General features: G+C 47.1%; 11 protein-coding genes. 8 read left to right on the forward strand and 3 right to left on the reverse strand.

The window, feature by feature from the left end:
• Positions 1-124 precede the first annotated feature (124 nt).
• The 4 genes from NST40_RS01340 (at position 125) to NST40_RS01355 (ending at position 5,319) form a co-directional block, all read left to right on the forward strand.
• On the forward strand, positions 125-1,351 hold the full coding sequence (locus tag NST40_RS01340) for a Zn-dependent hydrolase (protein ID WP_076275926.1): 1,227 nt from the start codon (positions 125-127) through the stop codon (positions 1,349-1,351).
• Positions 1,352-1,632: 281 nt separating this feature from the next.
• Entirely contained in the window at positions 1,633-2,766 is a 1,134-nt protein-coding gene (ald, locus tag NST40_RS01345) for an alanine dehydrogenase (protein WP_076275927.1), read from the forward strand.
• Between the two features lie 486 nt (positions 2,767-3,252).
• A complete protein-coding gene (locus tag NST40_RS01350) occupies positions 3,253-4,515 on the forward strand; it encodes a helix-turn-helix domain-containing protein (protein WP_076275928.1) in 1,263 nt (420 codons plus the stop codon).
• Positions 4,516-4,590: 75 nt separating this feature from the next.
• Positions 4,591-5,319, forward strand: coding sequence for a protein-glutamine gamma-glutamyltransferase (locus tag NST40_RS01355; protein WP_076186204.1), 729 nt, complete (start codon positions 4,591-4,593; stop codon positions 5,317-5,319).
• 156 nt (positions 5,320-5,475) lie between these two features.
• On the opposite strand, the gene hflX is transcribed toward NST40_RS01355, so the two are convergent.
• The gene (gene hflX, locus NST40_RS01360; protein ID WP_076220524.1) at positions 5,476-6,741 is read right to left on the reverse strand and encodes a GTPase HflX; all 1,266 of its coding nucleotides are present in this window, start codon (positions 6,739-6,741) and stop codon (positions 5,476-5,478) included.
• Positions 6,742-7,268: 527 nt separating this feature from the next.
• On the opposite strand from hflX, the gene NST40_RS01365 reads away from it, so the two are divergent.
• Positions 7,269-8,069, forward strand: coding sequence for a hypothetical protein (locus tag NST40_RS01365; RefSeq protein ID WP_076275929.1), 801 nt, complete (start codon positions 7,269-7,271; stop codon positions 8,067-8,069).
• Between the two features lie 50 nt (positions 8,070-8,119).
• On the opposite strand, the gene NST40_RS01370 is transcribed toward NST40_RS01365, so the two are convergent.
• Together NST40_RS01370 and NST40_RS01375 are read right to left on the reverse strand one after the other, a co-directional pair.
• Complete coding sequence (locus NST40_RS01370; protein ID WP_342410341.1) at positions 8,120-11,140, reverse strand: DEAD/DEAH box helicase; 3,021 nt, start codon at positions 11,138-11,140, stop codon at positions 8,120-8,122.
• Positions 11,137-12,783: an SWIM zinc finger family protein gene (locus NST40_RS01375; protein WP_342410343.1), complete on the reverse strand. Its 1,647-nt coding sequence runs from the start codon at positions 12,781-12,783 to the stop codon at positions 11,137-11,139. Before NST40_RS01375 ends, NST40_RS01370 begins: the two co-directional genes overlap by 4 nt.
• 409 nt (positions 12,784-13,192) lie before the next feature.
• Here NST40_RS01375 and NST40_RS01380 point away from each other — a divergent pair, with 409 nt between their 5' ends.
• The 3 genes from NST40_RS01380 to NST40_RS01390 all read left to right on the forward strand — a co-directional run bounded on the left by NST40_RS01380 (position 13,193) and on the right by NST40_RS01390 (position 15,300).
• The gene (locus tag NST40_RS01380; RefSeq protein WP_076186194.1) at positions 13,193-13,666 is read left to right on the forward strand and encodes an Hsp20/alpha crystallin family protein; all 474 of its coding nucleotides are present in this window, start codon (positions 13,193-13,195) and stop codon (positions 13,664-13,666) included.
• A gap of 175 nt (positions 13,667-13,841) precedes the next feature.
• Positions 13,842-14,840 carry a DnaJ C-terminal domain-containing protein gene (locus NST40_RS01385; protein ID WP_342410344.1) on the forward strand — a complete coding sequence of 333 codons (999 nt, stop codon included), beginning with the start codon at positions 13,842-13,844 and terminating at the stop codon, positions 14,838-14,840.
• 220 nt (positions 14,841-15,060) lie between these two features.
• A complete protein-coding gene (locus tag NST40_RS01390; protein WP_342410345.1) occupies positions 15,061-15,300 on the forward strand; it encodes a hypothetical protein in 240 nt (79 codons plus the stop codon).
• The last annotated feature ends 23 nt before the right edge of the window (positions 15,301-15,323 follow it).

Genomic DNA, 15,323 nt, shown 5'->3' on the forward strand with positions numbered 1-15,323 from the left:
GCTGGCTCTACTCGTTGTAGCATCATGTGAATAATAGTTATTACAATATGTAAAATGAAAATATTATGGTTTGGTTTAACATAGATAGAAAGCCAATAAAATGCTCGAAGCGGAGGGATCTGGGATGCAGCTGCAAAAAATATTCGTGAACGGTGAGAGACTGAAGAATACAATCGAGGCATTTGCCGATCATGGGCGTACAGATAAAAATGGCGTGACCCGATTATCGCTGACGGAAGAGGATCTTAAAGTTCGGGATTATTTTCGTGCCTGTTGTGAAGAGCTCGGAATGTCTGTGAAGATGGATGATATGGGGACGATGTATGCCACACTGGCAGGCGAAACTTCCGGGCCTCCGATTGTGATTGGCTCGCATATGGATACTGTGAAAAAAGGGGGCAGATTCGATGGCGTCCTAGGGGTTATCGCGGGTCTAGAGGTGGTGCGGACGCTTGTAGATTACGGGATTAAGCCGAAGTTTCCGGTGACGATTATGAATTTTACGAATGAAGAGGGGGCGCGTTTTGAGCCATCGATGATGGCCTCTGGTGTGCTGTCCGGAAAGTTTGATAAAAGTGTTATGTTGAACAAAAAAGATCCGGCAGGCATCACCTTTGGTGAAGCGCTGGAGAAGAGTGGATATAAGGGAGAAATGAGCAATCGTATCACCGAAGCCACCGCTTATTTGGAGCTTCATATCGAGCAAGGGCCTGTTCTTGAAAAAGAGGAGCTGACGATTGGGCTGGTTGACTGTGTAGTTGGTATGGCCTGTTACGAGATTGAGGTGACGGGAGAATCCGATCATGCGGGCACAACCCCTATGGCGATGCGCAAAGATGCTTTGTTTGCTGCCACAGATCTGATTATTGAGCTGCGGAGCAAGCTGGGGGCGCTCGATTCCGAGCTTGTGTATACCATGGGCAGAATGAATGTGCTTCCTAATATCCATACCGTCATTCCCAATAAAGTGATTTTCACCATTGAAGCCAGACATAAAGAGATGGAGATTGTGCGTGAAGTGGAAGCCATTATCAACGGTTTGCCAGAGCAACTGCTGGATTGTGAAGTAAGCAAGACTAAGCTTTGGGGCCGAGATACGGTGTGGTTTGATCAGAATGTGTGTGGTTTGGTGGAGCAAGCGGCTCAAACCTTGGGTTATTCCAGTCGAAAGATCGCAAGTGGTGCAGGGCATGACGCACAATTCGTAGCCAGCTTTCTGCCATCCGCAATGGTGTTCGTGCCTAGCGTGAAGGGTAAAAGCCATTGTGAAGAGGAACTAACCTCTTATGAAGACTGCGAAAAAGGGGTAAATGTAGTGTTAGAAACAGTGATGTTGTTATTATCAAGATAGGTAATGTCACTTAATGTAACATCATGCGATAAGGTAGTCGCTTTAATTTCATACAAAATCGTCAAAAAGGCACTCTATAGGGTGTCTTTTTTTATGAGATAATAAAGATGGTTGTGTTGAGTACCAAAATGGTTAAAGGTTAATGGGCAGTTAAGTCTGATCCTTTGTGTAAAAACACAATCATGGTAGATAATATTTTAATTTTTTAACAAAATGGGAATGCTAATCATATGTTATCATTCTTTACATAAGGGATCTACATTAGATGGGAGAGATGAATGATGATTATCGGAGTACCTAAAGAAATTAAAAACAATGAAAATCGTGTTGCCATAACCCCTGCGGGTGTAGTTAGTTTAATTACTGAAGGTCATCAAGTGCTCGTAGAAGCTGGAGCCGGTGTGGGCAGCGGATTTCCTAACGAAGAGTATGTCTCTGCCGGAGCACAATTGATTGAGGATGCAGCAAAGGTCTGGAGCTCTGCTGAAATGGTGATGAAGGTAAAAGAACCATTAGCAACTGAGTACCCCTATTTCCGTCCAGGCCTTATTCTATTTACGTATCTTCATCTTGCTCCAGAGCCTGCTTTGGCTGCTGCGCTAAAAGACAAAGGCGTCTTTGCGATCGGATATGAGACGGTTGTTCATGGACGCACCTTGCCGCTGTTAACACCGATGAGCGAAGTAGCTGGCCGGATGTCCGTCCAATTGGGCGCGCAGTTCCTGCAAAAGAACTACGGCGGACAAGGTATTCTTCTTTCCGGAGTTCCTGGCGTTAGCCGAGGTAAAGTGAGTATCATTGGCGGCGGTGTAGTAGGTACTAATGCAGCTAAGATGGCTATTGGTTTAGGCGCAGATGTTACGATAGTTGACCTCAGTGCGGAGAGACTACGTCAATTAGATGATATTTTTGGAGCACAGATCAATACGTTGATCTCTAACCCTTATAATATTGCCAGAGCAGTGGCTGAAGCGGATCTGCTGGTAGGTGCCGTGTTAATTCCGGGTGCTAAAGCACCGAAGCTGGTTACAGAAGAAATGGTCAAGACCATGAAGCCGGGATCAGTGATCGTTGACGTGGCCATTGACCAAGGTGGTATTGTAGAAACCATCGACAGAGTGACGACACATGATAATCCCGTGTTTGTGAAACACGGCGTGCTGCATTATTCCGTGGCTAATATGCCAGGCGCTGTTCCTAAGACCTCAACTATTGCCTTAACAAATGTTACAGTTCCATATGCCCTGCAAATTGCCAATAAAGGTGTGATCAAGGCGATTCAGGATAATGACGGCCTAAGAAGCGGCGTGAATGTAGCCAATGGCAGAATCACCTGCCAAGCTGTTGCCGAAGCGTCGGGTGAGACACCTTATACGGTTGAGCAAGCCATGGAGCAGACATTCACATTGATCTAAAATAGACACGTTCCATAATGGAATGAGCCAAACAGCAAGCTCTCTGCGGGGAGCTTGCTGTTTGGCGTTTCTTGCGGTGGAGACCGGGTGGAAGTTGGTCAGTACGGCGTTAAAGTAAATAGATTGCGTTTCAGTGTAATTAGATACAGTAGTTGTTTGCTCGTACGGTGCTATGGTGGATAGATTAAGTAGTGAAGTTGGATGGATCGGGTGAAAGCTTTGATGGAGATTTCCGGGGGTTATTCCCTAAAAACCACTTATAACATTTGGTAAACACCAACAACTATTAAACCTTCCCAAATACCCCGACAAAACTCCCCACACCCCCCACCAATCATCCCCGTCCCAAACACCTTCCTCAACAAGCCGATCTCGCCCCTCACCTACACCAGCTATTTATCTTATAGTCAGCTAGGGGGATGCATACTATAATGAAATCACTCTAGAGTACAGGATTTGGTTATTCTTCAGGTGGGAGTGAAGCTAGTGACAGATAAGGATCCATTATTTGATCGTTTCTTCGACAGTATGGAATCATTGGCGGATACGATAAGTGAATCGCTACAGTCTCAAGTTACCATCGAGGACAGCAATCATCATGTGATTGGCTACAGCTCGCATGAATTTGAGAGTGACTCCGCGCGGATTTCAACGATTATCGGGAAGCGTGTACCTAACGCTGTGATTATTGGCTTGCGCAAAAAAGGGATTATGCAGCAGCTGGAGAGCGCGGCACATCCCATTCGAATTCCTGCAGTGCTGGAGGTGGGACTTGGTCCCCGGCTGGCCATTTGTATTAAACATCAAAAGGAAATTCTCGGGTACATATGGGTAGTAGATACAGGCAACCTGGTAGAAGGGCATGCCGAAAATATCGTTGAGAAGGCGGCAGGTATCGTAGGCCGTTATTTACTTAAGCAGCGAGGCTGGAAAACGAAGCAGGACAAAACGCATGAGGACTTTTTCTGGAAGCTGATTACCTCCCACTACGACAACGAAGCAAATATTAAAAAGGATGCGGAATTTTGGTCCATTCTTTTGCCGGAAAAATATTATATTAGCGTGTTTGAAAGTGACAAGGTAATCGATGATCATTTAATACTCCGGTTTCGGCAGGTTATGGCATCTTATTCCGGTCTGCAATTACTATTTCTGACGGCTGAGCATAATCGGCTGATTATTTTGTTTTCCTTCAGCTTTGTGATCGAAGGGGCGGGTGGATTATCTTCATTCCTGCATAAAACAATGGAGGATATGTATAAGAGTGAAGGCTGCACACTGGCTGCTGGCTGTAGTCTCGATTACACTGAATATATGTCCGCGGCTATTGCCTATTGGGAAGCGGTATCCATTGTGGAGATCAAAAAGCTGCTGCCTTTTCATGGGCGGGAGCTGCTATTGTACGAGGAGATTGGATTTTGGGCTTATATACCGGCTATTATGGAGCAAAAGCGCAGTCGAATTCGTAAAAGCCCGTTGCTATATCCGCTAAAAGAACATGATCGCGAGCATAAAAGTGATTTTCTCAAAACGATCGCTGTCTATTTATCATTAAGCGGCAATTTAAAGGAATCCGCGGCTTTTTTACATATACACACTAATACATTGCTTTATAGATTAAACCGAATTGCAGAGATTACGGGCAAAAGCTTGAAGGATACGGGTTATCGCACTTCTATTTTCCTGGATATTTTGACGGAAGAGACACGGCAGCTTAACCAGTGGTTCGTGGATGCCAGGGAATCATGAGAATTAAGCACCAACCCGGTGACGAACACGTACAATAACCTATATTTAGAACCTATAACATTGGAGGGACTAAGCATGGTGAAGGAAGTTCGTTCACCCGATGCCCTTGACTTTGAGCGCAAAATGAGAGAAAGCATCGTGGAATCGGCTGAAGCTTTAAATGAAAGTGGAGTGGATTTTGCAACATTTGATGATTCCCGCTGCAATCCGCAGTTTTGGACACGTACAGAGATTGGTGGGCTTCAGCTGAACGCTGGCGTGGAACCCACAGTGGGGATTAAAGATATTTTTCGGAATGGTCATTTATATGCCTTTGAATGCGCGACAGCCATGGTCATTGTTATGTATCGGGCGACGATTGAAGCTATAGGTGAAGAAGCGTTTAATAAGTATTTCAAGGACTTGTTCTTATGGGACTGGAATTATGACGAGAATTTACGCTTAATCACGAACTACAACAAGGAACTAACGCAGCGGGGAGACGTTGTATATTTCAAGAATCCCGATCATGCTCCGAGCAAGCCAGAATGGCAGGGCGAGAATGCAATTAAACTCGAAAATGATCTGTTCTACGGCCATGGCATAGGGATTACTACTGGAGAGATTATCATAGACTCTCTGAATCAGGAAAGAGTATATGGGAGTGATATCTCGGCCTATTTAACGGATGAATCGGTGCATCCAGACTTTAATTACTTACAGCGGTTATCTGCAGGAACGGTTTTACCGGCAGCCAACAATAGAAGCTTCCGATACACTGTATGTTCAAGAATAGGGTCTAGAAACTATATTTATAAGATCTAGCGTCTGCCTATTTTATACTTACTGAGCAATGCAAAGAGAGGGCTCTTTTGTATTGTTCATTTTTTTATTCACAAAAGAAAGGGATAGAGCTTCAGATAACTCTGAAAACTCTATCCCTCTTTTTTAATTAAGGATTACCACGTCGTTCCTAATTTGTTATAGCTCAATAAAATCGTTGCGGAATTTCTCAAAATCAGATTTTCTGCATTCCAGCTCAAGGCGTGTGCCTGTTTCTTCATAGCTAGTAGATTGAACATGGGCGTGTTCATTGAAATAAGAGACTACATTACCCCGATCAAATGGAACCAGAATCTCACACTGGACATAGTCCGTAAAAACATGGCTGCGGATCAGAGCGGTAAGTTCAGCCATTCCACTATTTTGCTTGGCGGAAAGGTAGACATTGTCACCTTCAATTTGCGGGTAAGGCAAATCAGTCAGATCAGCTTTATTATAGGCATAGATCGTTGGAAGCTGGTCAGCGCCGAGTGCTTTGAGCGTCTCATCTGTAACCGCCATATGCTGTTGATGCTGCGGATCGGAAATATCGACTACATGAATCAATAAGTCCGCTTCGGTAACCTCTTCAAGAGTGGAGCGGAACGCTTTGACCAGATGATGGGGAAGCTGGCTGACGAATCCGACAGTATCTGTTAATAAAAAGGTTTTGTGATCAGGCAGCTCAATGCTGCGAACCGATGTCTCTAGTGTAGCGAACAGCATATCCTTGGCGAATACTTGTTTATGGGAACCCGGATGGTAAGTCTCTACCATGACATTCATTAAGCTGGATTTTCCGGTGTTCGTATAGCCTACCAGGCAGACGACGGGAACTTCATTTTTATGCCGTTGTTTCCGCTGGATTTGGCGTCTTGCTACTTGTTGTTGCAGTTCAACCTGTAAAGCAGTAATCCGCTCTTCAATTCTTCTGCGGTCCAGCTCTAGCTTGGTTTCACCAGCACCTCTGTTTTTAAGTCCAGCTCCGCCACCTTGTCTGCCCAGCGACTCACGAAGACCTGTGAGGCGCGGCAGCATATATTGCAGCTTGGCTACTTCAACTTGCAGCTGGGCTTCCTTGGTCTTCGCTCTTTCCGCAAAAATATTCAAGATCAGAATGGTCCGATCAATGACCTGACGATCCAGTGCGGACTCCAAATTGCGGATCTGTGAAGGTGACAGTTCGTCGTTAAAAATAACAATAGGAGCATCGTGTGCCTCTAAAAGTGCCGATAATTCCTCGATTTTACCTGTCCCGATATAATGGGAGGGGTTAATTCGACTTGCCTTTTGACTAAGCTCTCCTACGACTTCAAGGTCACAGGCAACTGCCAGATTGCTCAGCTCTTCCATCGAATAGGCAAAATTCGTTTCGTTCTGAAGCTGGACACCGACTATAATTGCTTTTTCTCGTATTTGTTCCATATATTTATTCATCCTCCAATAGTAAATAATAAACGCAAAAAAACACAGGCAATCTGCCTGTGCTTACGGTTCGTTAGAGGACGTCAGAGTTAGGGCCTTCCATAGGTAGAATGAATTAAACAACAGTCCAGTCGCAGGGAAGAGTCACTTTGATCCCTTGCGAGCAGCAGTTGGCTAATCGGCTTCTATGGATGTTCAATTCTTAAAGGAATGGAGGTGAAGAGAATCCTCCCTACACGCTGTTGTTAAATTATCGGGTTACCTTTAAAAATGGGTAGACCAATCCTGAGTCCTCTGCACATGGGCAGAGCTTTAGCGCTATTCAATTAGCCGCGCAAAGTTCTAACTCGGATAAAGTCTATCACACGTAACCCTCCGTTCATAAAAAGTTAAGTCGAGTTTACCACATTCGTTATTTAGTGGCAAATCTCTATTTATGCTCTGGAACATCTCTTGTATTTTAATTACACCCAATAATTCTAAACAATGTTTACATATCATATATGAATTGATATATAGGAGGTGTGATGACATTGCCTGTTCTGTCCACAAACACCATTATTAATTTACCAGTCGACGGTACTCGGCCAATAGATCAAGTAGTGATCAAAGTTGTCAACAATGGATCGGCTGGCGCGTTTTGTTATATTACGGGCTTATCCAATAGTGTCAGTCCCCAGGCCATTTTTGTTGAAGAGTTATTTGAGCTGCAATATCAGGAGACCTTAAGCAAGACCTATGTCATGGTAGAGGATTTATTCCAATTTAATTTTGTATATTCGCAGGAGCAGATGAAGATTCAGGTTTTCCTTGTTGATGTGGACGGTGTATGGACGGCCGTTGATCTTGAAGTGTTTCAAGTGAGCCGAATAACCTCGGAAATACGTGATAACGTGACCGTTACATCGACTGACTTCGCAGCGATCAGCTTTATGAGACGTCCTGGCTTTGCTATTCCACAAGGTCTTGCGGCTGAGATTCGACCGGCAGCTTTAGATGTTATGTCCAAAAGACCTGTGCGATATATGGTCGTTGCAGGCGGGACCCTTGATGGGGCCTTCGAGAATTATCCTACACCGACTACAAATATTCCTGTCACGGACACGGCGCTGCTAGTGAACTATACCTGCACTACGGTCACGGGTGGAAAAGTTATTATGCAAGGTACAGGATCAGGGATTTCTGGGGCGTATGCGAATCTGGCGGTCAATTTACTTAATGAGCGACTCTCATACGAGTTCCATGATGAACCTGTCACATTGGTGGTAAACTCCCTCTCGGGCGGGGACGATCTCGCAGTTACCTTTAAAATGTCCGAGCAATGGTAATTATTCTTGTGAAAAAGGAACATTCGCATTTACGCGAATGTTCCTTTTTGCTAGTCATTTAAGTCACGACGCAAGGTGAAGAGATCTTTCAGAGCCTCTGTGGACAGCTCGGTAATCCAGCCTTCCGAGCTGGAGATCACATTATCGCTGAGCTGCTGTTTGTTCTCCAGCATCTCATCAATCCGTTCTTCGAGTGTGCCCAGGGCGATGAATTTATGCACCTGCACATCACGAGTCTGGCCCATGCGGTAAGCGCGGTCAGTTGCTTGATTCTCCACCGCTGGATTCCACCAGCGGTCGAAGTGGAATACGTGATTGGCTGCAGTTAAGTTCAGGCCAACTCCCCCAGCCTTGAGTGAAAGGATGAATACATTCGGCTGATCAGACGGCGATGTGTCTGGGCGTGTAGACCCATCTTCCGCCGAAGGGGCTGGTGTCTGAAACCGCTCGATCATGCGGTCGCGCGCCTGTTTGGAGGTACTTCCGTTCAAATAAAGGACGGGTTCGCCCAGCTCCTGCTGGAGAACAGCCTGAAGCATTTTTCCCATACCCACATATTGAGTAAAAATCAGGCAGCGCTCGTCTTCCGCGCGCAGCTCCTTAACCATGTCCAGCAGTCTTTCCAGTTTGGAGGAACGGTTAATAAGAAAGCTGGTATCCAGTTTATTGTCCGTATCAAGCTCAGGGATAGCTTCTTTTGTCACAAGCATCGGGTGATCGCATAGCTGCTTAAGCCCGGTCAGAGCCCCGAGAATTGCCCCTTTGCGCTCAATGCCTTCCAGCTTCTTCATCCGTTCCAACAGTCCGTTTACGGTTTGATCGTAAAGCGCCGCTTGTTCGGCTGTCAGATGAACATAGGTTTTCATTTCATTTTTATCAGGTAGATCGAGCTGTATATTAGGGTCTTTTTTCTTGCGGCGCAGCATGAATGGTTTTACTAGATTTTGTAGGTCCGCTGTACGTTTCGCGTCGCGTTCCTTTTCAATAGCATTCGTGAATCGGTCATTAAAAGACTTGGCGCTGCCCAGATAACCTGGGGTTATAAAATCATAAATGGACCACAGCTCGGATAATCTGTTCTCTATCGGCGTCCCTGTTAAGGCGACCCGGTGTAGAGCTGGAAAACTACGTACAGCTGCGGATTGTTTGGTTTGGGCATTTTTGATATTTTGAGCTTCATCCAGGCAGATCGTCGCCCAAGTGAATTCCTTTAGCAGCTCTTGGTCAAGCGCAGCAGTCGCATAAGAGGTCAGTACCACATCGGCTTGCGAAGCTGCGCCATAGAAGAATCCTGCGTCCAGACGGCGGCTTCCGTAATGAAGCATAACATTCAACGAAGGCGCGAAGCGTTCCAGCTCTTTCTGCCAATTGCCTAACACGGAGGTCGGGCAGATGATCAATGAAGGCCAGCCTGGTGGGTCGGTCTGCCGCCGGGCTGAGCTTGCATCCGTGTTTTCTTGGATGTCTAGCAGATAGGCGATGAGCTGTACTGTTTTGCCTAGTCCCATATCATCGGCTAGACAGGCCCCCAGCCCAAAGCGGCGCAGAAAGGTCAGCCAGGCGAATCCTTCATGCTGATAGGTGCGCAGCTCCGCTTTAAGGCCTGCGGGTACGGGCGGCTTAGGCCATTCTGAGCGCTGGCCCAGCTGACCGATAAGGCTGATCAAATGCTCGTTCAGCTCTACCTCCAGACGCAGACGCGCGGCATCCTCTTGCAGCTGCTCTTCCGTAGCATCAGCGTCTGCCTCTTCACCAGCTCCTAGCAAGTGGAGCTGAAGCACGTCTTGGAAGGACAAGCCTTGCGACTTGTCCATTCCCGCCATGGCTCTTTGGATTTGCGCCAGCAGAGCCGGATCGAGTGAGACCCATTTGCCCTTGAAGCGGACGAGCCGTTCCCCTCTTGCGACCAGCTCGGCAAATTCGGCTTCAGTGAGATCCGCATCGCCGATGGAGATTCGCCAATCGAAATCGATGATCGAATCGAGACCAAACAGCGACTCGCCACCGCTGCGTTTGTCTTCGCCGGAGCTGATCTTTGCGCGCAGGCGCGGCTTTTTCCGGCTGGCGGCTTCCCACCACGCCGGCAGCAGCACTTGCCAGCCTGCTTCCAGCAGCCGCTGGCTCTCGGCCGTCAAGAACCGCCAGGCGATGGCATCGCTCAGCGGTTCGGCCAGCACATCGCCGCCCGCCGCGAAGCGCTCGGGCGGCAGACTGCCGCGGAGGCGCTCCAGCCATCCCGCGGCCCGTTCATGCACGTGAGCCGACCACGCGGTCGGCCACAAGCCGTACGGCTCGCCGTTATCGGCGAGCCTGATGGGAACAAGCGCGGATTCATCGCGCTTGTCCTGAAGGATCAGCTGCAGCCGCCAATAGGATTCATCCTCATCGGGCTCCAGCAGCTGTAGAGCGGGCCGGAAAGGCGCGGAGTCCGCCTTCCAGCCAATGGCGATAAGCCACGCGGCGGTATCCATGCCCGCTGCAAGTGCTCCGCTTCTATCGAAGAGAAGCGGGAATTCGCTGCGGAGGTCGCTGGCCTCGGCCTCCGTGCTGTAATAGCGCTGCGATACGGCGGCAGAGAACGCCGCACGTAATCCACGGCTAAATTCGCTGCCGCCATTTAGCGCCTCAAGGGCTCCCTTAGCAGTGTCACTGTCCACTGCCACCTGCGCAAGAGCCCCCTCGTCCCAAGTCCATTGCAGCCTCCCGGCGCGGTAGGCGGAGATGTCGGGAATATACTGTTTGTGCTCCAGACATATAGCCAGAAGTGGCGCCAGTTCTGTGAGGTGGGCGGCATCGCCCTCCCAGCTCCATTCGATATGCGCCAAAAGCTTCTGCTCGGCAAAGAAGGGGATGACCTGCTCAGCAGGAAGAATCACTAGCTCCACGCCTTCGCCAGCGGGCTGCACGGTTAACTCCGTACCATAAAAAGACGCCTCATGCCAGGCGAAAAGCCGCTGCTTAAGCTGCAAGCCCGGCACGAGATCTTCGCGCTCATTCATTCCAAATATTAAAGCATCGCCATACTGGCTTAATGCAAGCCGGATGGTTAGCGTGCGTAAATGCATGTTCATGGTATTAGCTTTCCTTTCCGAAGCTCCTCTTGCAGCGCACGGAGCCTGCTATGCCTAATGGCGAAGGCAGTGAGGAACTCTTCCCAGCGTTCTTCTTGTTTCAGCTTTTTATACAGCTTGGATAATCGTTTCAACAATTTCACAGCCGCTTTGTAGCTATGTCTGTTCTTATCCAGCACGAATCTTTCGGCGGCCTGATGGTAAAAGGGCAGCAGAACCTCAGGTGCATTCTTTTCCACCGGTTGGAGGTCTTTGACACGAAATTCGGAGGGCTGTTTACCGATGGACAGCTGATAATCCATCCAGGTCTGCCATTTCTCATAGGTGATTAGCTTCTCTTCATAGACTTCGCCAGAGATAGGTAACATGGTGGCTAGTGTGTCCCACATTTGCAGCTCAGCTTCAGGCAGGTGGCGAACAGCTTCTTCCCAACTGGTTGAATAGCTATTGAGATTATAGAGTCTGCTGCTCAGCAGTGGACCGATCTGAACAAGCCAACCCACCAACCGGGACCAATCCCCTGCATCCAGCAGCGGAGAGGTGAAGCTCATGAGCTCATCGGGATGGAGACCCGGGCGTTCGGCAGCCTTATTCAGTAAGTCCCAAGCTTTCTGGTCATCCATCAGATAGTAATACATGCGGCTCTGAGCTAACAGCCACGCATGTTGTGACAGGGAAGCGCCTAATTCACCTTCTGCTTGCTGCAGCTGTTCGATTTCATTCAGGTAAAGCTTAGTTCCACCTGTATTCGGATAAATCCAATTTCTCCACAGCAGATCATAGCTAAGAGAAAAAGAGGGTTGATCCCGTGAGCGATCCCGTGACTCCGTCAACATCTCGCGCCGCAGATAAGATAGAGTATCGATGACGTATGGCCATAGATCCTGCTCTTGCTCGGGGGACAGCGGAAGTGTCTTTTTTAAAAGACCTGTGATTACTTCCTGTAGCTCTGAGACTGCTACCTGTGTGTAATAACCAAGAGAAGGGGCGTAAGCGGCCTGACCGACGGATTGCGTGGAAGGCTTAGCGAGCTTTTCCAACAGATAAAGATGAGCATGCAGAGTGAACAGCTTCTCCGTTTCCGGAAGCATCTTTGGTTTGAATTTATTAATTGCAGACAAGGCCCGACTCACATATTCAGGATTTCGGGTGGTATGGGCTAGAGGGGAGACACAGAATTCAAAATACTCCCGCCACTCCGTTATTTTCCCGCTAGCGATGTGGTTAGCCATCTCTTTCATTTGCTGCTGACGAGTTGCATCGGCTCCAATAGAAGTACTTGTTGCTGTACTTGATATTTTGGGCAAAAAGGAAGCAGCTTTAGCGTTAGCCAAAACCTGTACAGATCTATTTTGTTGTTCGGCATAATTCAACAGCACGGCAGCCATATGCTTGCAATGACCTGATACTGGACAATTACAATGACAATTGGTGAAGCCGTCGAGATCAATGGTGACGCGGTAATCCTCTCTACCTTCAACTAGAGCGTTAATCTTACGAGGCTCCGTCATGGTAAACGGCTGCACTCGATTTTGTTTATAATATTGGAACCCCCGCTTGAGGGTAAGATCATCGAAATAATAGGCGACATTTTGGATGAGCTTACTCCACTGCGTATCATCCATAGGATAGGTTGGTTGCATACAATTGGTCTCCTGTAACGAAAATGGTCTTTAGTTGTCTTTCATTATATCACTTCTGCTGGCTTCATCTTTAAATCGTTAAATTTTGATAGATCGTAAGAAAACTCTGTGTAAAAGCTGGCGTGAAGATGATTAGAAGCTAATGGCTTGTATTGAACGGAAGGTCTGAACATATAATAATCGTACTGCAAGTTGGATCATGATTAAATAGGTGTCATTTACGAAAGATCAAACAAAGGTCAAAATTGGTCAAATAAATAAAAAGAACTAATTTCGTTGTGGAAAATCAGCTAATTCGCCTGAATTTGAGCGATAATCGGCTTAAATCGGTTTTGTTATTCCTCGGGTAGGGGACTATAATAAGGTCATAGGTCAAATAAAGTCAAAGTCAATGAGAGGAGAATGGATAATGTTTGATATGGTTCCTTTTGGTAAACGTAGAGATGATGCTTTTGGTGTGCTGGCTAAGTCCTTGAATGATGTTTTTAATGATGATTTTTTTGCACCGATTAAGAGCTCCACGATGTCCTTCAGAACAGATATTCGTGAGAGTGAGCAGGCTTACCTGATTGAAGCTGAACTTCCTGGTTTGAAAAAAGAAGAAATCGACATTGATTATGCCAGTCCTTATTTGACGATTAAAGCGGTACGTAAGGAAGAAAATGCCGAGGAGAACAAGGAACATCAGATTGTACGCAGAGAACGCCGATATGGTGAATATGTGCGCAGATTCTATGTTCAAGATATTGCCGAGGAAGAAATTCGCGCGTCTTTGAAAGATGGAGTGCTGAAGCTGGAAGTTCCCAAACGGCAAAAAATGCAAGGTAAACGCATCGAGATTCAAGACGGAGATTCTAATTCTACGGGTTCGCAGTCTGAATAAGCATAAATTAAGCGGAATGAACTTCCGCTCAGTCTTTTAGAGATGGCAGCGGGCTTTTAATATAGTGTTATGAATAGAAGGCGCATTGTAGTGGAGGATTCCGGCTATGGTGCGTCTTTTCTCGGAGTGCAATGGTGGTCAATATGAGAATAGGGATGGAAAGGAGGAAGCGCGAGTGGCTAGTAAAAGCTATTATGATGCTTTGGGTGTGAGCAAAAAAGCTACTAAACAGGAAATTAAAAAGGCTTATCAGAAGCTTGCCAAGAAGTGGCATCCCGATGTTAACAAAGCCCCTGAGGCAGAGGCGAAATTCAAAGAAGCAGCTGAAGCCTATGAAGTGCTTGGTAATGAGGATAAACGGAAACTCTATGATGAAGAGCTGCTTTATGGAGCTCAACGTGGCAGAGCTAGTGGAGGGGCGGCGAGTGGAGCCTCCTCTTGGGATTCAAACTTTGGTGGAAGTGGAAGCTGGAAAGGTGGAACTTATTCAACAGGAGGTTCTGGTATTTCGGAGGAAGATTTATTCGGGATGTTTTTTGGGAATCGGGGCTCGGCGGATCGGGCTGGCTTTGATTTTTTCTCGGGAAGTGGAACGGGGCGTGCGAATAGCAATCCGTGGGGAGAGGCCCGCAGTACCATGCAGGCGCAGCTGGATATTACCTTGGAGCAGGCTTATAAAGGCGCCACTGTAAGAGTACAGGTCAGTGACAAAACGGTGGATGTGAACATTCCGCCTAGATCCTATGAGGGTACAATTATTAAAATCGCGGGAAACACTCCGGGTGGCGACGTGTTGCTGGCACTTCATATTCTTCCTCATGATATTTATGAGATTCGCGATGGCGACTTATATGGCATGGTTGAAATCGCTCCTTGGCAAGCGGTATTGGGTGGAGAAGTAAAGGTTCCATTACCGGGGGGCGGCGCCGTGAAATTGAAGATTCCAGCAGGAATTCAGAGCGGCAAAACGCTACGTATCCCCGGCAAGGGCTTAAAACGTGAGAATGGTGCGAATGGCGATATTTTATTTGGAATTGAGATTGTTATCCCTGAACCTATCAGCGAAGCGGAGAAAAATCTCTACCGAAAGCTGGCAGACTCCAGCCCTTTCGAAGCCAGAGCTAAACGTCAAAGCACTGGCACCCAGCGGCAGAAGGCGAAAGTGGGTAATTAATAGATAGGTAGAAGAGGTAGAGGTGAGGTAATTACACTCGTTTGTGATCAACTCTGGTTGGTGAATAAGGTGATTTGAATGCTAATTGCAGAACAGTAACTTATTTAGCCACTAACTATAAATGAACGTTTCGCTCAAACGGTGAAAGTCGGCACTATGGTGGGAAAAAAGTGCCAAAAGTGCTTTCGAAAGTGCCTTCGAAAGTGCCAAACTGGGATCGATGGTCGAAAAGAAAGGCAAAAATGCCTTAGAAAGCGCTGAATTAAGCTCGATGGTCGAAAAGAAAGGCAAAAATGCCTTCGAAAGTGCCGAATTAGGCTCGATGTGCGAAAAAAGAAGCAAAAATGCCTTAGAAAGTACTGGCGAGGGCTCATTGGTCGAAAAGAGAGGCAAAAGTGCCTTAGAAAGTGCCGAATTGGGCTCGTTGTTCGAAAAGAACGGTAAAAATCCCGCAGAATGAGTGCAAACCAACTAGTTACTCGA

Origin of the sequence: Paenibacillus sp. FSL R10-2778 (genome assembly GCF_038593035.1) — a bacterium.
Taxonomy (GTDB): Bacteria; Bacillota; Bacilli; order Paenibacillales; family Paenibacillaceae; genus Paenibacillus_AQ; species Paenibacillus_AQ odorifer.